General features: G+C 39.4%; 22 protein-coding genes, 4 tRNA genes and 1 other annotated feature. Of the genes, 6 read left to right on the top strand and 20 right to left on the bottom strand.

Translation table 11 applies throughout. The features are described 5' to 3' along the window. Positions 1-86: 86 nt before the first annotated feature. Positions 87-1,970: a 3'-5' exonuclease gene (locus MHH68_RS18365; RefSeq protein ID WP_339164597.1), complete on the bottom strand. Its 1,884-nt coding sequence runs from the start codon at positions 1,968-1,970 to the stop codon at positions 87-89. A 558-nt stretch (positions 1,971-2,528) separates the two neighbouring features. Between MHH68_RS18365 and MHH68_RS18370 the strand changes: the two genes are divergently transcribed. The 3 genes from MHH68_RS18370 to MHH68_RS18380 all read left to right on the top strand — a co-directional run bounded on the left by MHH68_RS18370 (position 2,529) and on the right by MHH68_RS18380 (position 5,713). Beyond that, positions 2,529-3,485 (top strand): hypothetical protein, encoded by a 957-nt coding sequence (locus MHH68_RS18370; protein WP_339164598.1) that lies wholly within the window; start codon positions 2,529-2,531, stop codon positions 3,483-3,485. A 17-nt stretch (positions 3,486-3,502) separates the two neighbouring features. Next, on the top strand, positions 3,503-4,024 hold the full coding sequence (locus tag MHH68_RS18375) for a hypothetical protein (protein WP_339164600.1): 522 nt from the start codon (positions 3,503-3,505) through the stop codon (positions 4,022-4,024). Positions 4,025-4,309: 285 nt separating this feature from the next. Next, positions 4,310-5,713: an ion channel gene (locus MHH68_RS18380; protein WP_339164602.1), complete on the top strand. Its 1,404-nt coding sequence runs from the start codon at positions 4,310-4,312 to the stop codon at positions 5,711-5,713. 224 nt (positions 5,714-5,937) lie between these two features. Here the strand turns inward: MHH68_RS18380 and rlmH are convergent, their stop codons facing one another. From rlmH to MHH68_RS18410, 6 genes are all read right to left on the bottom strand, one after another. Continuing rightward, positions 5,938-6,417, bottom strand: coding sequence for a 23S rRNA (pseudouridine(1915)-N(3))-methyltransferase RlmH (gene rlmH, locus MHH68_RS18385; protein WP_024718474.1), 480 nt, complete (start codon positions 6,415-6,417; stop codon positions 5,938-5,940). An 80-nt stretch (positions 6,418-6,497) separates the two neighbouring features. Continuing rightward, entirely contained in the window at positions 6,498-6,668 is a 171-nt protein-coding gene (locus MHH68_RS18390) for a CxxH/CxxC protein (RefSeq protein WP_008360116.1), read from the bottom strand. A 161-nt stretch (positions 6,669-6,829) separates the two neighbouring features. Next, on the bottom strand, positions 6,830-7,660 hold the full coding sequence (locus tag MHH68_RS18395; RefSeq protein WP_339164604.1) for an energy-coupling factor transporter transmembrane component T: 831 nt from the start codon (positions 7,658-7,660) through the stop codon (positions 6,830-6,832). Beyond that, the gene (locus tag MHH68_RS18400) at positions 7,651-9,366 is read right to left on the bottom strand and encodes an ABC transporter ATP-binding protein (RefSeq protein WP_339164606.1); all 1,716 of its coding nucleotides are present in this window, start codon (positions 9,364-9,366) and stop codon (positions 7,651-7,653) included. Before MHH68_RS18400 ends, MHH68_RS18395 begins: the two co-directional genes overlap by 10 nt. 19 nt (positions 9,367-9,385) lie before the next feature. Continuing rightward, positions 9,386-9,943, bottom strand: coding sequence for an ECF-type riboflavin transporter substrate-binding protein (locus MHH68_RS18405; protein WP_339164608.1), 558 nt, complete (start codon positions 9,941-9,943; stop codon positions 9,386-9,388). Positions 9,944-9,957: 14 nt separating this feature from the next. Continuing rightward, entirely contained in the window at positions 9,958-10,818 is an 861-nt protein-coding gene (locus MHH68_RS18410) for an S-adenosyl-l-methionine hydroxide adenosyltransferase family protein (protein ID WP_061410146.1), read from the bottom strand. A 110-nt stretch (positions 10,819-10,928) separates the two neighbouring features. Next, positions 10,929-11,199, bottom strand: a binding site (T-box leader). Between the two features lie 192 nt (positions 11,200-11,391). Between MHH68_RS18410 and MHH68_RS18415 the strand changes: the two genes are divergently transcribed. Together MHH68_RS18415 and MHH68_RS18420 are read left to right on the top strand one after the other, a co-directional pair. Next, positions 11,392-12,081: an ABC transporter permease subunit gene (locus MHH68_RS18415; RefSeq protein ID WP_169056087.1), complete on the top strand. Its 690-nt coding sequence runs from the start codon at positions 11,392-11,394 to the stop codon at positions 12,079-12,081. Then, positions 12,082-12,963 (top strand): ABC transporter ATP-binding protein, encoded by an 882-nt coding sequence (locus MHH68_RS18420; RefSeq protein WP_339164611.1) that lies wholly within the window; start codon positions 12,082-12,084, stop codon positions 12,961-12,963. Positions 12,964-12,999: 36 nt separating this feature from the next. Here MHH68_RS18420 and MHH68_RS18425 read toward each other — a convergent pair whose 3' ends face one another. From MHH68_RS18425 to MHH68_RS18475, 11 genes are all read right to left on the bottom strand, one after another. Further along, positions 13,000-13,467 carry a GNAT family N-acetyltransferase gene (locus MHH68_RS18425; RefSeq protein WP_339164612.1) on the bottom strand — a complete coding sequence of 156 codons (468 nt, stop codon included), beginning with the start codon at positions 13,465-13,467 and terminating at the stop codon, positions 13,000-13,002. A 68-nt stretch (positions 13,468-13,535) separates the two neighbouring features. Beyond that, on the bottom strand, positions 13,536-14,723 hold the full coding sequence (locus MHH68_RS18430; RefSeq protein WP_058013225.1) for a S1C family serine protease: 1,188 nt from the start codon (positions 14,721-14,723) through the stop codon (positions 13,536-13,538). An 81-nt stretch (positions 14,724-14,804) separates the two neighbouring features. Then, positions 14,805-15,599 (bottom strand): MBL fold metallo-hydrolase, encoded by a 795-nt coding sequence (locus MHH68_RS18435; RefSeq protein WP_339164614.1) that lies wholly within the window; start codon positions 15,597-15,599, stop codon positions 14,805-14,807. A 6-nt stretch (positions 15,600-15,605) separates the two neighbouring features. Continuing rightward, complete coding sequence (gene yycI, locus MHH68_RS18440) at positions 15,606-16,469, bottom strand: two-component system regulatory protein YycI (RefSeq protein WP_058013224.1); 864 nt, start codon at positions 16,467-16,469, stop codon at positions 15,606-15,608. Beyond that, positions 16,456-17,835: a two-component system activity regulator YycH gene (gene yycH / locus MHH68_RS18445; RefSeq protein ID WP_339164617.1), complete on the bottom strand. Its 1,380-nt coding sequence runs from the start codon at positions 17,833-17,835 to the stop codon at positions 16,456-16,458. Before yycH ends, yycI begins: the two co-directional genes overlap by 14 nt. Then, positions 17,825-19,663 (bottom strand): cell wall metabolism sensor histidine kinase WalK, encoded by a 1,839-nt coding sequence (walK, locus tag MHH68_RS18450; RefSeq protein WP_180309766.1) that lies wholly within the window; start codon positions 19,661-19,663, stop codon positions 17,825-17,827. The genes yycH and walK overlap by 11 nt, the downstream gene beginning before the upstream one ends. Before the next feature lie 7 nt (positions 19,664-19,670). Next, positions 19,671-20,378 carry a response regulator YycF gene (gene yycF / locus MHH68_RS18455; protein ID WP_058013221.1) on the bottom strand — a complete coding sequence of 236 codons (708 nt, stop codon included), beginning with the start codon at positions 20,376-20,378 and terminating at the stop codon, positions 19,671-19,673. A 347-nt stretch (positions 20,379-20,725) separates the two neighbouring features. Next, positions 20,726-20,798, bottom strand: a tRNA-Phe gene (locus MHH68_RS18460). Between the two features lie 27 nt (positions 20,799-20,825). Next, positions 20,826-20,902: transfer RNA gene (locus tag MHH68_RS18465), tRNA-Asp, on the bottom strand. A gap of 81 nt (positions 20,903-20,983) precedes the next feature. Beyond that, positions 20,984-21,055, bottom strand: a tRNA-Glu gene (locus MHH68_RS18470). Positions 21,056-21,061: 6 nt separating this feature from the next. After that, positions 21,062-21,137: transfer RNA gene (locus MHH68_RS18475), tRNA-Lys, on the bottom strand. Positions 21,138-21,479: 342 nt separating this feature from the next. Between MHH68_RS18475 and MHH68_RS18480 the strand changes: the two genes are divergently transcribed. Continuing rightward, positions 21,480-22,004: a peroxiredoxin family protein gene (locus MHH68_RS18480; protein ID WP_306011502.1), complete on the top strand. Its 525-nt coding sequence runs from the start codon at positions 21,480-21,482 to the stop codon at positions 22,002-22,004. 29 nt (positions 22,005-22,033) lie between these two features. Here the strand turns inward: MHH68_RS18480 and MHH68_RS18485 are convergent, their stop codons facing one another. Next, positions 22,034-22,243 carry a hypothetical protein gene (locus MHH68_RS18485; RefSeq protein ID WP_058013219.1) on the bottom strand — a complete coding sequence of 70 codons (210 nt, stop codon included), beginning with the start codon at positions 22,241-22,243 and terminating at the stop codon, positions 22,034-22,036. 15 nt (positions 22,244-22,258) lie between these two features. Continuing rightward, on the bottom strand, positions 22,259-23,392 hold the full coding sequence (locus MHH68_RS18490; protein ID WP_339164620.1) for a DUF418 domain-containing protein: 1,134 nt from the start codon (positions 23,390-23,392) through the stop codon (positions 22,259-22,261). Positions 23,393-23,475 lie beyond the last annotated feature (83 nt).

Below are 23,475 nucleotides of genomic sequence, written 5' to 3' on the forward strand. Positions count from 1 at the left end.
ATATTTATTAAGAAGAGTCTTCTTTTCTTCTTACATGAAAAAAGGTATGAGAAATGAATAATTCCCGTACCTTTTACTATTTAAAATTATTGATTAAATGTCGGCTCTTTTTGCTTTGCATCCTCAAAATACTGAGTAAACAAAGAAACACCTGAATAAGATATTGATAGGTACTCTTTAGCACGAGTCATTCCTATATACATTAAAGACACTTCTTTTTCTTGATCCTCTTCATACTTTAATGGCATCAGATCAGCTTTCACAATAAAAACTGAGTGGAAGTCAAGACCTTTACTACTATCGAGAGAACAAATTTTGACTGTCTCTTCCTCTGGATTGAACTTATGTTTGGTTGCACCATTTTCAGTTATCCAATTGTAAGGAATATTCTTTGTTTGAAATTCAGATTGAATCGCTGATATATAATGGTTATTATATCCCTTTATACGATATAAAATAGCCATTTCAGAGTAAGGTATGTTCTTTTCATTATGTTGATCCACTATTTGTTTAGTAATCTCTTCTATTTCTTCTTTAAAGGTATTACATCTTAAAAGTTCTACTTCTGGCCCTTTACGTTTCGTCTTTTTTGGAGGGATGATTTCGATTGTCTCTGTCTGTTCTTGTTTTAATTTAAGATCTAAAGCTCTATGGCTATCGTAAAATTTCCATCCAAAATCCACAATTTGTGACGTATTACGATAATTTATATTTAAGATTCTAGATCTACCTCTAAAATCAAGCCCCGTATCTTTCACATAGCTTCTACTTTTCCGATAGATATCTTGCGCTCTATCTTCTACTAAAAGTAAAGATTGCGTCTCTTGATCTAAGCATAAGCTGATGAGATGCAGCCAGCTCCCTTCAAAGTCCTGCCCTTCATCAATTAAAATGGCATCATACTTTACAGGAGTTAAAGCATCATTTTCTATTTTTTCAATGTAATCATCTATTTCAAGTTCTGAAATACCATGATCTTTTTTAATCCAGTGATGAAAATTTAATATTTGTATATTATTTAAATTTGGTGTTTTTCTATGATCGGATGTCAGAAAATCATCTGGTTCTGTAAATTTAGAATGAATCATTTGTTTAATATTTTGTTTCAAAGCTACATTGTAACAGAGTATTAATATCTTCCAATTCGGATGTTGTTCAGCTAACATTTTTGCTCGAGTCGCTAAGATTAAGGTTTTACCACTTCCTGCTACTCCTCTAATTAGCCGATGTTTATCACCAATCTGTTTAGCCAAGTTTTCTTGATGCAGATCCATCGTTTTGATGTTTCGAAAAGATAATAACAGTTTTTCTTGGTATGGGACTGGTTCAACATCTGCTCCAACGCGTATTTCTTTGTATAGATGATAACGAATCCTTTCTAATTCGTCAGATGATAGTGGCGTATTTAACTTGAAAGGCACATGAAACATATCAAACAATTTTTCTATTAAGATCTCAGGATCAAAATGGTCATTATCCGGATCAATCTGATCACGCGATAAAATAAAATGTGGATCAATAACCTCATATACTTTATTTTTTAAAAGTTGTTCTTCCTGAAGCCGAGTGAAGACGACACCATAACCATAAGGAAACTTTAATTTAAACTGATATTTCCCTTCTGTATTGATTAAATCAATGTCTTTCTCAAGCATATCTTTTATTTTAAAAGCATACTCTCTTGATTGAACTAGAGGACTCTTCACTCTATGTAAATCACCAGAAGAATTTAAAATGCCCCAGGTATTATCGTTTAGCTCTCTTATTGTATTTTTGGTGTAATCTTTTACTTCCAAAACTAATACTCCTAGATCCGGACCGATTATCACAAAGTCTGGTCTAAACCCATTGATATTAGGCTCATAATGTACAATATACTCCTCGGGTAGATATTCCTTTAATGTTCGAAATAAAATTCGTTCTCCTGCAGTAGCAGTACTTTTAATACTTTCTGGTAATGTGATTGCCATTCATACTCCACCCCTCTATTATCCTTATACATCATATATCGGAATAATATGGTTTTTTTAAATTATTGACTTAGAAGCTTACAAATAGTTTATTTTCGACTCAAGTCAGAATTTTTAGGGCTTTCCTTTAAATAACTAGATGAAATTCTATCAAAAAAACTTCAAATTAATAATAGAATTTTTTAGATATCCTACTCAACAGAGACGTTTTCTATAAAGATACTATACCTCTTTAGAATTTTCCTTAAAAATCAGGAAATACTCGAGCTATTACAAAGTATTTTATACAATACCTTTTCTCATTTCTATGTATAATATTACTCCTTCAAATTTAAGTAATTTTATGGTATTATATATATTAATATAATACCTCATATTAACTTTTTTTGATATTTTTTTATTTTATCGACTTTGTGTGTTTTATCTGTCTAAATATTTTATTTTTCATCTACATCTTAATATAGAATCAATAATTTGATTAATTTATACGGTTTAGTTCGACAATGAATCTAATTCATTTATTCTCCTAATTGAGTTATTAAGAAAGGGGCAGTCTCTGTGAGCTATTTTGTTTTCAAATTGAATATTCAACCAAATATTTTATTGAAATATAAAGATAACAATGAAATTGAATACTTACTTTCTAGAGTTATACCGCTCGGGTTCGAAAGTGTTTTACAGATCAAGGAGAATAAAAATTTATTTGAATTGATTCCAGAAAAAAATGATGAACAGGATTTCCAAAATTCATTTGAAGATTTAGAAATTAATACTATCAAATTATTCAAACTATATAACAAAGTACTATCACATTATAAAGAAAAGCATGAGATTCATTATTCCCAAGATTTTTTAAATCTAAATGAAATATGTATGAGTGCTAGAAGAACTTTGGAAAATAAATATCCTGGTATAATAAAAGCGTACGAAGTAATTGAAGATGAAAAAATAGATCAATTTGAAAATATAGAAACGAACAGTAAGGTCGGAACAGGCATTACACACCTAAGGAAATTTTATAAAATAAAGTTTTATTTAGAAAATTATAAAGAGGATAATGTAATTAATACATTGAATCTAAGATCTTTTTATAATCCAAGAACTGAACATATACTCGTAGAAAGCTCTTCTGAAATAGCAGCATTAAACTACATAAGTGACTTAGTTAAACTAGTAAATAGCAACAGCTCAGCAAACAAGCACTTAGGAAAAATTAACATAAATCCTATTTATGATTCTATTTCCTTAGAAGGCGAGTACAGTGAAATAAGTTATGTTATTGTTTATCCTAATGGTAATCCACCTCTAGATAGACATAATATTTTACAAGAAGCGGAAGCAAAAGAAGTTGAGACTAAGCTCCTAGGTGCTGATGGTAAACCTTTAAATAATCCCCCCATTCAACAATTATTGGAGAATGAGGCGAGACAAGGATATCTGAAGTCCGTAATATCTAAAGGGAGAAATATATTTAAAAGAATCAAAACACTAACAAGGATTGATGAAACCTCATAAGAAAGGAGAGGTGACCTATGAAAGAAAATTTTTATAATAATCCTTTAAAAATAATTTGGAAATCAAAAAGCAATTTAATGCCCAACTATCTATATGCAATATGGATTCTATTTGTATTAATATCACTAACAGGCGCTACATTTTTTGATTTTATGGATTTTTCCTCATTTCAAATAGGAACTTACTTTTCAGTATCATCAACAGGATTAACATTGACATTGGCTTTATTTGTTGCAGGGAAAAATGCCTTCAGCGAAGAGGAACTGAAAAGATTAGCAACACATAAAAAAAACAGCAAAGCTGTGCAAGGACAAGCATTAATTGATTTTTTGGGACCTTTTGTATTTACAGCATTACTATTTTTAATTACGGGATTACTTTCACTTTTTGGTCCATATATTAATCTACCTCTAAAAAAAGAATATGTAGAAATAATTAAAGTTATTTTCATTAACATACTTTTTTTAGGATTGTTAAGTCTCTTTAACCTTGTAATTACGATGCTAAATGATGTTTATGCTTCCGCATTTAGAAAATAGAATTATTGCTTTTCAAAACACAATAATGAAATAACAATTACTCCGAGGTAGCAATCTTATAAGAAGATGAGCTATCTTTAATTAGCCTTCATAATATAAAATTACTATTTTTCAAAACGATTCACTTATGATAAGGCTCAACGTAACTGTTTTAAGTGCGATTTTTGAATCTAGTATTTTCGCGATTAACTCTACTATATATTTTTCTTGAAGTATGACAAAATAATTAATATATGCGTAATTAATTATCTTGTAAATAAAAAATAAATTAAGAGGGCGTATTTAATGAAATATGTAACAACTTTTTTTATTTTCTTAATCGCATTTTTATTCTCACATCCTGTGTCTGCAGAAGAAAATATAAAGATTACAAAAGTAATCGATGTAAGTACAATAGAAATAAATAATCAAAGTAAAATAAAATTATATGGTATTTCAGATAGTATTTATAAAGAATATAAAACCTTTAAAGAGAAAAATGATATGCTTCCATTTGAAATTAATTATAATTCTGTAGGTGATTTAGAACACTATACTCTAGAAGGTAATACATATAACGAAGAACTTGCCATTGAAGAAATAAAAAAACTGCTTCTAAATAAATATATATATATCAAAGAAGTTCAAAAAGATAAGTATTTAATATTTTTTTCTGATAAAGACGAATATAGTGTTAACCAGCTAATAATTTCGAAAGGTTTTGCACTGGTAGACGAAAACATTGATATCGATTATAAAATGAAATTTTTATTAGAGCAGAAAAATGCAGAAGAAAATCAGGTAGGAATTTGGAGTATTAATTTTAAAACTGTAAGTTCGGGTAAATCGGAATTGAGCATGTCTAATAGCATCTATATAATAATATCCATTATAATTTTTATTAATACGATAATATTATTATTTGCTTTTAAAAAATTATCGTCCTTACCTAACTGGAAGGGGCTGTTTTACGGGCTATTTTCGTTAATGAGCTTTCCTTGTCCTTCCATTATTATTTCATTCCAACATGAATTAATAGCTAAATTTTATCTACTTCTTATTTTCAGTTTATATATATTTATTTTTTATTATCTAATTAAATATATATTCAAATTTAAAGAGAATTTAACTATAAAAAAACTTCTTTTACTGATAATAGGTGCTATTATAATAGTTATTTTTTATTTTTCAAATGTATATAGTGTATTTGATAAACCACGTTCTATACACACGTTAGAACAAACATTTGCTTACAGTCATATTATTTCTGATTCTGTAATATTAACAGGAGATTATATTTATGTAAATAACCAATTAGATTCATTTAATTTTATCGATGATTATCTATATTTTAGTGCAACAACGTTTTTTGGTGGCTCATATGGCGATGTTATACCAAAAGGAAACATACGATATATTGTATTGATTGAGATGTTAATTAGTTTCATATTACAGTTGGTTTTTTTTGGAATAATTTTTAATGTTGTATATGAAAAATTCAACAATAATACATTAAAACAAATAACAAGAAAAAGAGAAAAGGAAATAGAGAATTTAGATTTCAAAAAATACGATGTAATAGAAGTTCCAAATTTTGAAAAAGAAGAGCAACTACCATCTATACCCTCTAAAAAAAGCACTAACAAAAAAACTCTACTTTTATTAGTTCCCATATTTATTTTACTTCTTCTCTTTAGAAAGAAAAAATAATCCAAATAAGTTCGCTTATTATATATAAATAATTTCAGCAGTCATCTATGTAAAACACATAAGGAAAGTGGATAGATCCATTTTCCTTTCTTATTTTAAATCTTTTCTTTACTATTTGTTATGCCCACATCTAATATAGCCACAAAATATTAATACTGAGTAACAAAAACAAACCACCAACTACAATAAAACTACTGTAATTGATGATTCATTAAAAACTACACTCACTTATGATAAGGCTCCCCCCGAACAATCCGAAACGCCCGATAAACCTGCTCCACCAACACCAACCTCATCAACTGATGCGGAAACGTCATCCTCGAAAACGACAACTTCTCATTCGCCCGCTGCATCACAGCATCACTTAACCCGAGGGATCCCCCTATGACAAAACACACCTTACTTTTTCCGTATGTTGCCAGCTTATCTATTGTATCGGCTAATTCTTCGGAACTTTTCATTTTTCCTTCGATGGCGAGGGCGATGACGTGGGCGTCAGGATTGATTTTGCTTAGGATGCGTTCTCCTTCTTTGTCTTTGATGATTTTCATGTCTTGCTCACTGAGATTCTCGGGTGCTTTTTCGTCTGCGAGCTCAATGATCTCGATTTTTGCGTATGCTTGTAATCGTTTTGTGTATTCGGCTATGCCTTGCTTTAAATATTTCTCTTTTAATTTTCCTACTGTGATAATTGATATATTCACAGGTCATCCCCACCTTAAGAACAAGTTATTCATATAAGTTATCAACAATTGTGGATAAAATTTGTGTATTTTGTGTCCGATCATTCGTTCCCCACTATATATATTGCAGGTTCATCGCACAATTCACAGGTTGTGGATAAGCTGTGTGTATGTTCGATTTTTCTGAATTCTGGCGGTGTTTCGTGATCATCTATGTACATGTCTAGTACGGTTTCTATATGTTCTGCACAAGCATAAAGTGATTTGTTCATAAGTTTCTGATTCCTCCAATATGTTGTTTGGTTATTCACAAGTGTTTCGCTCATTGTTCAATATAACCGATTTATTCACATGTTAATAGTCTTTTACCATTTTCCACATCTTTTATCCACAAACCAAATAAAAAAGCCTCCACTCCTGTGAAGGCTTCCTTCTATAGAAAAGGATTATAAAATCTCGTTCCTCTAACAAATGTAATCACAAGCGACACGATCAGCACCACGCCAACAAACAATAACGCCACATAATCTGCTTTTTGAAAGTCTTTCGCCGTAAACCATGTGCGTTTTTTATGCTTTCCAAACCCGCGTAGTTCCATCGCATTGCTGATCGTTTCAATCCGCTCTAGGCTGGAGAAAATCAGCGGCATCACAATCGACAGCGCATTTTTAATTCGTTTTCCCAGTTTTTCATTCTTCGATAAATCAATGCCTCTAGCTTGCTGAGAAATGGCAATCGTTCGAAAATCACGCTGAATATCCGGAATATAGCGCAGAGCAATCGCTACCGCATACGAAACCCGGTAGCTGACCCCAATTCGGCTGAGCGATGAGGCGAATTCACTTGGATTTGTTGTGACAATAAATAAAAGCGCTGCTGGCATCACGGTCACGTATTTGAGCGTAATGTTTAACTGATAGAAAAGCTGTTCAAGTGTGACATTGTACCAGCCAGCAATATGAAACAGCTCATGCTTTGCCCCATAAATCGCGACTCCTTGCTGGGGTGCAAAAATGTAAATGGCGATGTTGTTGATGACAAGAAAAATCGCCAAGACAATCACTACGAAAGAGATATCACGAAATCCTACGTTCGATAGCTGAAAGAACACGATACTGGCAACTAACATAAACACTAATACGCCTGTATCATACGTGAGCATCGCTGCAGATGACCACAGGATAAAGCAAATGAGTTTGGTTGCACCAGTCAGCCGGTGAATTGGCGACGGGCGGTCGATATAGGACAGCATGTCTACAGCCATGTCATTCGTTCCTTTCTATCAACCTCAATGAAGCGATCCACGAGTTCATTTGGATTCGACCAGTCTGCTTTCAGCGCTAGTTCATACAGCGACGTTTCCTTTAAGCTCGCCCTTTGAACAAGCAGCTGATCTGTCAGCACTTTGGCTGGTGTATCATCTGCGATTTTTTCTCCATCTGAAATGACAATGGTTCTTGTTGTGTATTCAAGCATCAAGTGCATATCATGGGTGATCATCAAAATCGTGATACCCTGCTGATTTAATTGCTCTAAAAACGTCATCATCTCTGTGTAATGTCTAAAATCCTGTCCAGCGGTTGGCTCATCTAAAATAATGATTTCTGGTTCTAATACAAGAATTGATGCGATCGTGACGCGCTTTTTCTGTCCAAAGCTGAGAGCAGAAATCGGCCAGTTCCGAAATGGGTATAAACCGCATACTTTTAAGACTCGCTCCACCCGTTCCTTGATGTCGTCTTCTTTTACGCCTCTTAAAACGAGACCAAATGCGACTTCATCAAAAATCATTTGTTTTGAAATCATTTGATTTGGGTTTTGCATGACGACGCCGATTCGTTCGGAGCGCTGTTTGATCGTATCTCCTGTGATGTCATCACCATTTAAAAGAATGGACCCCTTCGTTGGCTTTTCAAATGCACAGAGCACCTTGGACAATGTCGTCTTGCCCGCTCCATTGGCTCCTGCGATGCTGATCATTTCTCCCTTTTTGACGGTAAAAGAGATGTTGCTCAGCGTATTTGGTCTTGTCGGATAGTCAAAACTCAACTCGCGCACTTCTAGTAAATCCTGTGCTGCATTCTGCTCGACTGACAGCTCAGATGCTTCCATCCATTGCTCGATTTTCTCTTTTGCCTCGTCATTTAAGGTGAGATGCTGTAAATTAGCGATCTGATCTCCTGCTTTGACCGGAATGCCTGCATATTTCATGGCTCTTACATATAAAGGCTCACGTAAATAAGCCGCTTCTAATACATTTGAGGCGAGCAATTCATCTGGTGTCATGTCTGCTGCAATCGTGCCGTCATTAACGACGATGATGCGGTCGACTTTGCGGAAAAGGACGTCCTCTAATCGGTGCTCAACCATCACAATGGTTTTTTTCGTTTGTTTTTGCAGCCGGTCAATGAGGTCGATGACTTCTTTGCCTGTTGCAGGGTCAAGGCTTGCAAGTGGTTCATCAAACAGCAAAATGTCGACATCGTTGACAAGTACACCCGCAATGGCGACACGTTGTTTTTGTCCGCCTGACAGCTCATGCACGGACGATGCCAGCTTGCCGTCTACCTCTGTTAATCTTGCTGCTTCCTCGACACGTGTTTTCATTTCTTCGCGTGTGACTTGATCATTTTCAAGTGTAAACGCGATATCTTCTCCAACGGTCAGCCCAATGAATTGTCCATCAGGGTCCTGAAGTACCGTTCCGACAAGCTGTGAAAGGGAGAAAATGTTCTCTTTCTCTGCATTTTTCCCGCCGATGTGAAGACTTCCTTCCATAGAACCTTTATAAGACGCAGGAACTAGCCCATTGATACAATGGGCTAGTGTGCTTTTTCCCGATCCAGACGGGCCTGCGATGAGGACTTTTTCGCCTTCATAGATGGTCAGGTTGATATCTTTCAATGTCGGTTCTGCCTGACTGCGATATTGGAATCCGAAATGTTCGAATTGAATCATCGGTTTCTTCATTTATGTGTTCCACCTTGCTTCATGATGTTTCTTTCGATAGACTGCCGCTTTTGCTTCTCGTTTTCGCATAAGCTGCAATGATGATGGTTCCTAGTACACCGACTGTGATGATGTTTGAGATTCCTGCCACGATGCCTTGAACAAATACTTTGTTCGCAGGTTCTGCATAGATCACAATGTCGAGTAGTGGGGCAATGACAAACCAGCCCAATGCCTGTGCGCCTGCTTGTACGGCGTTGAAGAGCGTGATTTTTTTCCAGCCAAAGTCGCCCTCTTCTACTTTTAAACGGTTCGAAATGAAGCCGATCAATAACCCAACAACACCTGAAACAATAATCCAGCTCCACCAAGGACCAAATGTAGTAGCATCTTTAATAAGATGACCAATAAATCCAATCAGTGCGCCTGCAACAGGACCAAATAGCACGGCCATTAATGCAAGGAATGCATACGATGTCTCAATTTGTGTATTCGGAATCCCAGTTGGAATGGAGACGAAGCGTCCTAAAATCACAAAGACGGCTGCGCCAATTCCGATGGCAACGACAGTTTTCGTTGAAAGTTGTTTACCTGCCATGATGTATCCTCCTCTTATTCGTATATAATGCGCGGAGCTTTGCGAATCGAAAGGCGCCAGCCTGTGCCTGTCCCGATATTATAAGCCTTTGCAAATGACCCTTGATTGATCGCCACGCCTAAATGATCGAGTGAATTGACATATACGAGTGGTTCGCCTACCTTTAAATCGGCAAAAGATCGTCCATAGGTCATGATATTTTTATACACATTTTTTGGCCCGTTGGCAATGGTAACTTCTATTGCATCCCCATAATTGATTGAAAGCTGTTCAAATAGCGTGTGATGAATGTTTGTCCATAGGTTTCCGAACCGCACGTCTAAAATATCAATTGTTCCTGTGATTACTTCTTCTTTCGCATAAGCCTGTACGACTGGAAGGTGAATAATTTCATCAATATTCGCCTTTGGCCCAACCTCTTCAAAAGAAATCACTCCTGAAGCAATTCTCGCCCCTGTATACGCGTAAATGTCTCTCCCATGGAATGTATGTGATTTTCCCGACTTCGGCAGCCGGTTAATGGTTTCATCTAAATAACGTGCTTCTACAATGCCTATATCCTGTGCGACGTGTGTGAGTGTTCCGTTATCTGGGGTAATAATGTAGTGCGAGCTTGTGGTTTTGACGACAAGACTCTTTCTTTCTGACCCAACCCCTGGGTCAACGACGGATACGAATACCGTCTCTTCCGGCCAGTATGTGACGGTTTGGAGCAGGCGGTAAGATGCCTCCCAAATGTCATACTGCGGTATATTGTGTGTTAAATCAAAAAGGCGGATGCTGCTGCTGACCGTATTTGCCACTCCGTACATGGCGCTGACTGCTCCATCATCAATGCCGAAATCTGATTGTAAAACCAATGCATGTTCACTCATGTCAATCTCCCTTTCATTTGAAAAAATGGATGTGGTGTTTCACGTGGAACATTTGAACATTTGTATGAAAAAAGTGGACAATAAAAAATACCCCATCCTTATCTTTGAATCATAAGGACGAGGTATTTGTCTCGTGGTACCACCTTTATTTACTGTTTGCTCGCGCTAAACAGCCTCTACAAGTACAAAGCTCCAATTTGGCTCATATACTGTGGTTTTGATAACGAGTACCAACTCTCGTCGTGTCCTACTAATATCATGGATATGTTCAGCACGAGGCTCAGAGACCATTTTTCGAATCATTATTTTTGCTTCTTTTCAGCTGCCGAAGCTCTCTGTGGAAAAATTGATGATTGTACTTTCTCTCGTCATTGCCTGTTTAACTATCTTGAATTAAAGCTATCATACATGATGTTTTTTGATAAATCAAGATATTTTTCTGAACATTTTCAAAAATGAGTTAACTGTTCTGGAAGAGTCTTCTTTTTTATAAAATTTAAGCAAATGTTAAAGAGCGAGATATGGTGTCTTTCCTTTCTAGCGGTATAATAAAGATGAAGGGAGGTACAGCGTGTGTGGACCATCTGTATGAATGAGTTTAAGCAGCTCTTCAAAAGCACAAAATCTATTTTAACAATTGTTATTATTTTCATTTTATCTACTTTTGTTTCAACTCTACCGTTTATTGCTGCTCATCAGGACAAATGGGAGCAGGCAAAGGATCCTTATTCCATTGGGAATGAACTGGTGATGTCTCTATTTGGTTTCTTCCTTATTTTCTTATTGTCTCACGATATTTTAAGCAGAGAAATTCATTTGAAAACCATTCGTTTTCTCGTCAGTAAAACCACCCGTTTGAACATTATTATTGGGAAATATCTTGGACTGATGCTGTTTTGGCTTAGCTGTATTATGACGACCTACGTACTGAATATGGTGATTTCACATCGTTTTCTGTTTTCTGATGCGTTAAAAATCTTAACCTTTATCAGTGTCGGTATCTCATGTGCTTTATTTTTGTCCATGCTCTTTCCAACCCCGCAGAAATCTATGTTTGTTGGGATGTTGTTTTCCTTTCTTTTCCCGATCGTCAGTATGATATCTGTTCTTTCTTCAGAACGATTGATTCATTGGTTCCAATATATCACGCCATATTATTATGCGCGCTTGAGTGAACCGCTGACCTATATACTCTTGAATACAGCATTAACCGTTGTATTACTCATTGGAACAGCACTCCTATTTCAAAGGAGGGATGTCTAAATGCTATATACAAAAGAACTCACAAAAAAATACAGGACAAAAGTCGCAATAGATCACATCACCCTTGATGTCAATCAAGGCGATATCTTCGGACTCATTGGACCAAAGGGTTCTGGTAAGACAACGTTTTTCAATATCATTACGGGAATTTCCCGGCCAACCTCTGGGACGTTTACGATGATGGATATGCCTTCATTAAAAAAGGTGAGACAGCATATCGGTGTTCTACCTGAATATACGGATTTATATGAAGGGCTGACGGCACTTGAACATATTGCCTACTTATCAAAAATCACCGGGACGCGCCAGAAAACGAGTGATTATGAAGAACTGCTCGAATTTGTCGGCTTGGATCACTATCGGCAGGAAAAGGTCGGTTCCTTCACACCCGGTATGAAAAAACTGCTTGGCATGGCGCAGGCCATCGCCCATCGGCCCGAATTTATTTTACTCGACGAGCCTTTTGCCGATATTGACGCAGATTCGATCTTGCACATCCAGCAGGTCATTGACACGTTAAAACATGAAGGGAAAACCGTCTTTTTAACGGCTGACCGCCCAAGGTTCACAAATAATATTTGTACCAAAACTGCTTTTATTTCTGAAGGAAAATTAGTGTCCCCCCATACACTCCCTCAAGAGAAAACCATCACATCCTCAAACATACGTGCAACCTTCAAGCATGCGTGGATTGATGATGAGGTGAAGCCTGTTCTCACGCAGTACTTACAAACTGTAGGAACAGATCTTGTGATCAGTGATGACGAGACCTCATTGTTGATTCGTTCAGAAGCTCAAATTCCATCGATCATTCGCGCTTTCGTGAAATGCAAAGTCGATATTTACAGAGTCACGGCTGAAGATGCCATGAGCTCCTCATAAAAAAGCACCGTATGCGATCCGCACGGTGCTTCTTCTTTATGATAAAGGTTTACTCATATAGATTCCGGTTTCTTCAAATCCCGTCTTCTCATACAATGAACGGGCAATTTGATTGTGAGCAAAGACATGCAGCGAGAGTTTCTGCACTCCTAATGACTTTGCCTGCTTCTCTAATGCAGCAATGGCCTGCTTTGCAAAGCCTTTCCCTCGATAAGCTTCGAATAAGAAAAAGTTATAAATGAATCCTTCCTTCTGCGGGTGATTGGGGTCATAACAAAGCCAAACCCAGCCAATCGCTTCCTCCCCATTCAAGAGATTCCATAGCTCATGATGCTCTGTCTGCAGTCCTTCAGGAAGCAGCCGATCAAATTGTTCTTCGGCGTTTGCAAGTGATTCTTCCTTTCCCCAAGTCCCTGCAAGTACCTTTTCTTCTGCGTACCGCTGAATGGACTTCTCCATCAATACATCGTAATCCGTCTGTGACATTGGCTGTAATGTAACCAATCGTATCGCCCCCTTTCCTCCATCATATGATGAGCATGCAAAAAAAACCAGTCCCATCAAGGAACTGGTTATCCGCCGAATCGGTCGGTTTGAGAAAGTTTGATCTCTACTGATTTTTTCTTTCCACTTCGGTAAAACTGCACCTTTACCTTGTCGCCGACTTTCTTTTGATATAAATACTTACGAAGGTCTACGATATTCTGTACACTCTTGCCATCAAAGGAGGTGACGACATCCAGTTCCTTTAGCCCCGCTTTTCCTGCTGGAGACAAAGGCTCGACACTCATCACGACAACACCTGATGTGATTTTAGACGGCAGCTTTAACGTTTCCTCCCAGTGATAGCTCGCAATATCTGCTAAAGACTTCATGCCAACACCTAGATACGGACGCTTCACCTCTCCGTAGCGCTCTAAATCCTCTATAACAGGGATGACAAGATTCGCCGGGATAGACAGCCCGATGCCTTCTACCTCTGATTCAGCAATCTTCATTGAATTGATGCCGATCACTTTTCCGTCCATATTGATCAAGGCACCACCGCTGTTACCTGGATTGATGGCGGCATCTGTTTGCAGTACCTCCGCATTCCAATCCGCCTGTCCGTCTCCATTCGAGTCTACAGGAATCGCACGTTCCGTTCCTGAAATGACACCTTGTGTGACAGAGCCTGCGAATTCAAGCCCTAATGGATTTCCAATGGCGATCACTGGCTCACCGGGCTTCACATGATCTGAATTTCCAAAGGCAGCGGTTTGCTTGATCTTATCACTTTTAACGGTGAGAACCGCTAAATCCATGAGCTGATCGCTTCCGACAAGGTTGGCGCCAATTCTTGTCCCATCCTGAAGACTCACTTCAAGCTGGTTGGCACCTTTGATGACGTGATGGTTGGTCACGATATAAAAGGTGTCACCCTTTTTCTTATAAATCACACCTGACCCGCTGCCTGCCTCTCCGCCTTCTTCCCAAAAGCTCGACTTTTGGATATTAATGACGCCGACAACCGTATCCGACATATGAGATACGACTTTTGTTACCGCATCATTGACGTTCACATTGATGGTCTTTAAAGGACCCTGTGCTGCTTGCCCATCTCCGTTCTGCTGCCACCCAAAGGGACTGCCGCTCTGACCTGATACATAGGGGAAAAAGAATCCCATTAAAAAAGCTCCTACCAATACGCCGATCAGACCAGATAGGAAATATCCTTTTCTGCTTCGTCTCGGCTTCCACTCTACATCGCGATAATCCACTATGTTTCCTTCCTTTCAGTGAATAGATGATGTATATAGTGTTGGTAAGAAGCTCTTATCTTAATCATCCGATTGTAAAAATCATACGGCGCAAAGCGGGGTTGCCTTTTTCGGGTCCGTATCATATAAATCAAAGCCATCCCCGACAACAAAGCCTTTCATCTCAAGCGTCTGCTGGACCGCCATACGGGCTAAATCCTTCATGTTGTTGTCTTGACTCAAGTGAGCCAAGTAAATGCGTGAGGTGGCATCTCCAATGACATCTGTCATCGCAAGAGCGGCATCTTCATTTGAAACATGTCCGACATCGCTCAAAATTCTACGCTTAATACTCCACGGGTATCGGCCCATTTGCAGCATACCGACATCATGATTGCTCTCAAATACAAATGTATTGGCTGACTGAATGATCCCTTTCATACGGTCACTCACATAGCCTGTATCCGTCATTAGGGCAAGTTTGCGCCCGCCATAATGGAACACGTAAAACATGGGCTCAGCCGCATCATGTGAGACGCCAAAGGACTCAACATCGAGACTGCCGAAGGATTGGACGGTTTCCATATCAAAATGGAATTTCTGCTCTGTATCAATCTTTCCGATATGAGACTCCATCGCCTTCCATGTTTTCGCATTTGCATAGACAGGAAGCTTGTACTTTCTTGCCATGACACCGAGCCCTTTAATATGATCTGAGTGCTCGTGTGTCACAAAAATGCCGTCCAAGTCTTCAGGCTTGCGGTCGATTTGACTCAGCAGCTCGACCATTTGTTTGCCGCTTAAACCAGCATCCACTAAAAAGGCATGCTCGTCTGTTTCTAAATAAAAAGCGTTCCCCGTACTTCCGCTCGCTAGTACACTGAACTGCAAGCTCATGTTCTCTCACTCCATTGAAGATTTGTCATCTTTCTCTATGTGATCAAGTGTTGAGCCATCGATGGCATTGATCAAATATTCTTCTTCTGTCTTTTTCTTTGAACCAGTTGATACGCCCTCAAGCTCGACTCGCCATACAGGCACCATGACCTGCGTGCTTGCACCCGGGTATTGCGTATAGTAGCCAAGTTCTACTTTTTTCACGGTCGTGTTTTGGCTCAGCATGTTTTGCGTATATAAGTCCTTCACGGTTTCAAGCGCTGGGACAAGGGTTTCTTTTCTCACTTCATTAATCGATATCACCATCGACTGCTGATACGATACGACCTCGTTTTTATCATTTAGATCTAGGGTGATTTTTCCGATGGTTTCGGAGTCATCAAGCCCCTCTTGGAAAATGTATTTCCCTTTATACGTTTGGAAAAAGACGATTTTCCCTGCCTCTTCATCAATACTCCACAGCTTATAATTCTTCCCATCCAGCAAACGCTGGTTCACCAGGTTTGCCGCCGCTGTTTTCATATCTTTTTTCGGCAAGGCCACTGGTTTATTGAAGGTCATTTCAAGCAGCGTGACAGGATCATCTTTGTCTGTTTTCGGGAATGTGCTTTTCGCCTTTTGATCAGCTAATTCGTCGACATCCTTTTTCGTATATTGCTTCTTTTCAGCTGTAATGCGGTAGCCAATCTTCGCTTCATCTGATAGATTGCCATATTTGATCCCGTCTGCCTTCATTTCTTCCAGCGTATCCGTTTTTTCGATAATCGCAAAATGATCGGTTGATCGTTTTTCAAAGTATTGAAAACCTAGAAAGATATCGAGAACGAGAAAGGCTAGGATAAAGATCGTTTTGGTCTTATTCCACTCCATGATTCTCGCTCCCCTCTGTCAACAAATCATGCGATAGAATCACGGTTTTGCCGTTGTATTTCATGCACCATACTGGCTCCAGCCAGACAAACATCGCTTGATCTTGATCTGATGCGGTGGAAGCAGCTTGATAGGCCGGGAAAATTTGTTCAATTTTCTCAAGATCATCATATTTCGTCTGCTTGACGATTAAGTCTTTCAACTCTGTCCCATTCATCAGTTTGACCTGTTCACTCTGACTTGCTTTGTTGCCTAGAATATAGTTTGGACGCTTGTAATTCAAGATGTCATCATTCGCCCACTGTACTTCAAGAGAGGTCATCCCAAATGGATGCTTTGTACTGTTGACGATCGGCAGGCCATCCATAAACATATTAAAGGAAAGCTGCTGGTTGCTATTGATGCCAAAGTATTGATAGTCATCGGTAAAGCTCCCCGTATCATTGAAATATTTCACACTTCGCTTGATCAAATCGCCCGTTTGGAAAACGGTGCTGGAATTGATATTGCGGTGCTGATATTGGATGCGGTGGTCTTTTTGATTGGCTTCAAGACGACTTGTGCCATCTGTGTACACCGTCCGGTTTAAATTAGACTCCTCACCGACTAGACTCGGGTCCGTAAACAGAGCGTCCTTGAATTTGCTTGTCTTAATCGTTTCGATAAAGAACATTTTCGCTTCAAGCTGCTTTTGCTTTCTCGGAAGGAGGAAATCTCGTTTCGAATTCGCTGAGAATGTATAGAGATCGTAGCGCGGCATCTCGTTTTGAGCTGCTGCGATACTGTCCATGAGATTTCGATAGTTAGCGGACTCTATTGTCAGCTCAAGCACCGTTTCCTTGCTGTATGAAACCAAATAAACTTTCTTGTTGGCCTTATCCTTCTGGGAGAACGGCACAATCATCCGATCAAACGAGTTGTATTCAATGGACTTGTTCGGCCATTTAAACAGCGCTTGGAAAATATCAATCGGAATCGGGTCATTGAACACAAGATCCAATGTCTTCCCCTGTCCTCCGTTTCCATAGAAGAAATTCTTAAATTTCTGCTCCGAATATTGATCTGACACATCCGAAATCTCTTTCACATCCCAAAGGCTCACATCATTCCAGAAGTTTTGAAAGAGTTCCTTTTGATCCACTTTCAAATGCTCCCCATTTGAATGGATGAACATCTCGCGCGGCTTCACGACATCAATGAGGCTCCGCGGCTCGTCGCTTGAAATCTTCTTCGTTTCCACGACCTTAGTGCCGGCATCTGCCTGGTCCTGCATGACGGGCTGGAACATCCAAATATTCCACGTAAACACAAGACTGATCGCAATTAGGATTGTCAATATTATGGTTTTAAAGGTCTCACGCTTCATCCCAATCATCCTCTTGTTCTTCATTGTACGGAAGGGTAAAGGTCACTGTTGTTCCTTTTCCTTCAATGCTGTCAGCCCAAATATCTCCGCCATGAGCCTGAACCATTTCTTTTGCAATCGCAAGGCCTAGGCCGGTTCCGCCAAGTTTTCTTGTTCTCGCCTTATCCACTCGATAAAAACGTTCAAAGATTTTATCCATATCCTTCTTCGGAATACCGATTCCTTCGTCTTTGACGCTGAATAATACAAGGCCCTTCTCCTCATCCAGATCAACGGTAAACGTGATATGTCCACCCTCTGGAGAGTATTTCATGGCATTGGAAATGATATTATCGAGCACTTGTGTGATTTTATCTTGATCAATTTCCACATATATTTCACGCTGCGGAAGATTGCGGATAAACTCGACATGCTGCTCCTTTGTCATTTCAAAACGATCAATGACCAATGAGATAAATCTGATAAAATTCGTCCACTCACGGTTGAATTGATAATCCTTGCTGTCGAACTTAGACAGCTGCAGCAGGTCGTTGACAAGCCGAATCATGCGCTCTGTTTCATTTTGCGTGACACTGAGGAACCTTGGTGCAAGCTCTTTATCACCAATTGCACCTTCAGCCAGCGCCTCAAGATAGCTTCGCATCGTCGTCAGTGGGGTGCGCAGCTCATGTGATACGTTCGCAACGAATTCACGGCGTTCTGCATCAATTTTCTCCTGCTCTGTGACGTCGTAAATAACCGCAATTAAACCATCAATCTTTCCGTGCTCTTTCTGAATCACTGAGAAATTCACACGCAAAACAGACAGCTGATCTTCGCGTTCAATTTCTAGCAGCATGGAATCTTGATTTTCGACTAAATCCTCAAAGGTATGCGTGTCCTCAAGACCCAGTAAGGACGTAATCGGCATCTCTAGTGCTGTTTCACGTGAAACATTTAACAGCTCTAATGCTGGGCTGTTTAATAGAATAATCGCACCGTTTTGATTCGTGGCGATGACGCCATCTGTCATATAGGCAATGACAGAAGAAAGCTTCTTCCGCTCTCCCTCTGTCATGAGCTGCGCTTCCTCCAGCTCTCTCGTCAGATGGTTAAAGGTTGTCGCAAGCTGGCCAATCTCATCATGTCCATACTTTCGAACCTTCCTGGAAAAGTTCCCTTTGGCGAGCTCAATCGCTTGCTTCCTCATATCCGAAATAGGATGAGTGATGGTTCTAAAGATGAAAATCCCAAGTAGTGCGGTCGTCCCAAGGGCGATCAGTGTCCCCGTCGCCAAAATGGTGTTAATGGTTCGCATTTGGTTAAACACGCTCTCCATCGAAGACACAACATAAATCACACCGACAGTTTCTTGGTTTTCATTTTTCACGGCTGTCGCAGAAATACGCACCCGTTTGTTTGATTCTGGGTCATAGAATTTCTTTTCATAGTCTTTGCCTACTGCGAAAATCCGGCTAATGATTTGATCTGTGATTTTCTTGCCGGCAATCTCCTGACTGCCGTTATTCACAGAGGCAATCACCTCTCTGCTTTCGTCAATATAGCTGACTTCAGAAATTTCATTAGACTCATCTTTGTTATTAAAGTCGTTTAATATTTTTTGAGCATCCTCTTTTAATTCTGCCTTACTTTTCGATGAATCTTGTTCTAGGTAATACGATAACGAGTAGATTCGCTGATTCAAGGAATTATCATATGAATTAATTAAGGACTGCTCTAGCTGCTTCACAAAGTACACGCCAATGATCTGCATGGCAACGATGATCAGCAGCACGTAAATCAAGGTCAATTTAAAGTGAATCGAGCGAAAAAAACCTACTTTATTCATAAGAATCTTAGTCCTGCTCTGGGTTTCTTAAATAATAGCCGACGCCTCGTCTTGTCACGATCCAGCTTGGGTGGCTAGGGTTGTCTTCAATTTTCTCACGAAGACGGCGGACGGTGACGTCTACTGTCCGGACATCCCCAAAGTAATCGTAGCCCCATACGGTTTGCAGCAAGTGCTCACGTGTCATGACTTGTCCGATATGTTTCGCTAAGTAATGAAGCAATTCGAACTCACGGTGCGTCAATTCAATTGTTTCCTCACGCTTAGACACCACATACGCATCTGGATAAATGACAAGTGATCCAACTTCAATATCATTTGATTCAGATTCTTCCTCTGTCTGCGGCGTAGCAATTTGCCTTCTTAAATTCGCTTTCACACGGGCAAGCAGCTCGCGCGTGCTAAATGGCTTCGTCACATAATCATCTGCGCCAAGCTCAAGACCGATGACTTTATCAATTTCAGAGTCTTTTGCTGTCAGCATGATAATCGGCATATCATATTTCTTTCTCACTTCACGGCATACCTCAACGCCATCTTTGTTTGGCAGCATAATGTCGAGCAGGATAATGTCTGGTTGGATTTCTTCTACCATTTCAAGGGCTTCATTTCCGTCATATGCACAATGAACCTCATAGCCCTCTTTCCTTAAGTTAAACTCCAATATATCAGCAATCGGTTTTTCATCGTCTACGACAAGAATCTTTTTTTCCATTGTGATTTCCTCCTGCATTTTTAGCATCTATGTCATTCATTTTTGCATGTCTCATCAGACCTTTTTCATTTGAGCAAAAAAGGCTCACTGTCTATTATAACGTTTTACGTGGCAAAGATAAAAATAATAACGGCTTTCTTTTCTAGCAATCGTTGGATAAGAAGACGACGCTCAAAAAAATGATGGTTTTTTTCCTTTTTTATTGAAACTTTTCCAGTCATAGATCGTCTATATAGATGTAACGTCTTCTTCTTATGGAGCCGGGCCCTACCTAGGTCCGGCTTCTCCCTTTTTATGCCTTCTTTTCATAAGAAAAACGCACCTGCGATTGCAGATGCGTTTGGAAGTGGCTCGGGACGGAATCGAACCGCCGACACACGGATTTTCAGTCCGTTGCTCTACCAACTGAGCTACCGAGCCATCATCAAAAAGATGAATAAATATAAATGGCGGTCCGGACGGGACTCGAACCCGCGACCTCCTGCGTGACAGGCAGGCATTCTAACCAACTGAACTACCGGACCTCAGTAACTTGCCCGAAAAAGCAATCGTGGTGCTCTTCCAAGCAAGTGAGGAAAAATTAGCTTAACGCTAAAGTAAATCAATGACCCGTACGGGATTCGAACCCGTGTTACCGCCGTGAAAGGGCGGTGTCTTAACCGCTTGACCAACGGGCCAATACATGGTGAGCCATGAAGGACTCGAACCTTCGACCCTCTGATTAAAAGTCAGATGCTCTACCAACTGAGCTAATGGCTCTCGGTTTGTGAAAAGTAATTCTGAAGAAGTTGTACTGCGTCAAACCAATCGCTTTAAAAAAGCTGGAACATCGCATCCTAACAAGTTTCAGAGACCTTTGCAACAACGAGATTTATAATATCATAGAGTAATTACATATGGCAATACGTTTTTCGACATTTTTTTAAAAAAAGTGTCGGATTTGAAATCTCCTGCCAAATCCCTTCTACTTGCAACCGCCTTCATTTTCACTGCCTCTTTTCACGACCTCTGCCTATTCAAGCACATAGAAACGTTTTAGACCGCCCGAAATTGGTTATACATGAAACAAGTGACATTGTGATTGAAAAAGGAGGAAGCAGTATGAGTTCATTCAAATTAGGAGATAAAATGCCCAATTTTTCACTCCCAACCATTCAGGGCGAACATATTGATTTTCACAAACATTTAGAGGAGCATCAAAGCTGGCACCTCATCATCTTCTTTAGAGGCTCATGGTGCCCGGTATGTGTAGAAGAATTGAAAGAGCTTGAACAGCAGCAATCATACTTTCAAGACAAGGATATCCACTTAATGGCGATTTCAACGGATCATTCTGATGACTTGAAGGAATTTGCGGATAAAGAAGGACTATCCTTCCCAATCATGTCTGACAAAGACCTCACTTCCATAAAAGCATATGAAGTCCACTATCATGGAGAAGATGCTCCTTATGAAGATCACGGAGTACACGGGGAACCTGCCTATTTCTTACTAAACGAAAAGGGCCAAGTCCTCTATCAGCAAAGACAAACAAGTCCGTTTGGCAGACCGCATGCCAACGAACTGCGCAAAATCATTCAGTACATCCGCAAAAACTTAAAAGGTCAATATAAAAGCGTGAAATAAGAAAAAAGCCCTCAAGACGAGGGCTTTTTTTATGAATTCCTTTTATGATATAACCGGTCTGCGGCAAAAAACACAAGAAGACCCGACATGAGAATGACAAAGGTGACGGGCGGTTTATCATCCTGGACATAAGAGTACAGCGCATGTCCTCCTAATGCGAGAAGATAAAAAATAAATGCCGCCACTGCTGCTTTATGTGCATTCGCTTGTTCTCTTTGCGTACTTTTTTTGAAAAACATTGTAACGATTCCCCTTTATACTGCTTTCTTCATCGTCACCCGGCGAAGTGCCCGCGAACGAATATATTCCATTGGACCAATTCTCCAAAGCTTTAGACAAAATGCTGATATGGCGATTTGCAGAAGAGAAATAAGCAGCCATGACAATACGATAAGAGGGGCGTTGATTTGTCCGCCAAGACCCAATCCCCAGCTATAAAAAAGAACCGAGCAGATGACATTTTGCAGGATGTAACAGCTAAGCGCCATTTTCCCTACATATACGAACCAATTCCACATGAACCATGACTCTGTGTGAGCCAGGAGCTTCGCAATAATAGCGATATAGAAAAGAGAAAGGAATGGCGAAAACGCATAGCGAACCACGAATTCCACTAGTTCGTTCGGAACGAAGACAAGTGCATTCAGCGGCAACCCCACCCATAGACCGATTCGAAATAATCTTTTCCGTAGAGACTGCCCGCATTCATTTGCATAAAATACACCGGCTCTCATCATCCGCACACCTAATAAAAACAAAAATGTGTTCATTGGAATGATAAAGATCGCTTCCACCCGGTACATGAAAAAGTGTTGTAATCGTTCTTGAACTTGCAAGATCCATGTCTCTGGCAGCTGCTCTTCCAGCGCGGGTTCACTACCTTGATCATACGATGCTGTTTCCATTTCAGAGAGGGCGAACACCATCAGACAGGACAGAACAAGTAGATGAATGACTCCAGAGAAGATCATGCCTCTTTTGATTCGTTTGCTCCCTCCTCGTACAATAAATGCCACAAGCAGACCGGTGACAGCGTAACTCATGAGTACATCATATTCCATCACAAGTGCAAAATGGACAAAGCCTTCAATAAATAAGAATAAAAGAATCCACAAATATGTACCCGGCCAAGGCGTATTTTTTCTTTTCGCCTGCTGATATTTCAGCTCTAGCCCTACACCAAACATAATCGTGAGCAGCGATAGCATTTTCCCATAGACGAACATGGAAACAAGGCTTTCTAGAAAACTGCCATTCTCATATTCATCTGCAATCTGATCTGTCGCAAAGGTATCCCCTGCATACGCAAAAAACCAGACGTTCGTTCCCAATGTGCCTAATATGGCGAAACCTCTTAAAATATCTAATAATCTTATTCTTTCTTTCACTAGAACGCTCCTTCCCCCTATACAGTTATCATATTTTGGTAATGACCGGAAGCCTGTTCTACTGAAATTAAGAAATATTTAAA

It is taken from the genome of Bacillus sp. FSL K6-2841 (assembly GCF_037976435.1).
In the GTDB taxonomy this organism is placed as follows: domain Bacteria; phylum Bacillota; class Bacilli; order Bacillales; family Bacillaceae; genus Bacillus; species Bacillus pumilus.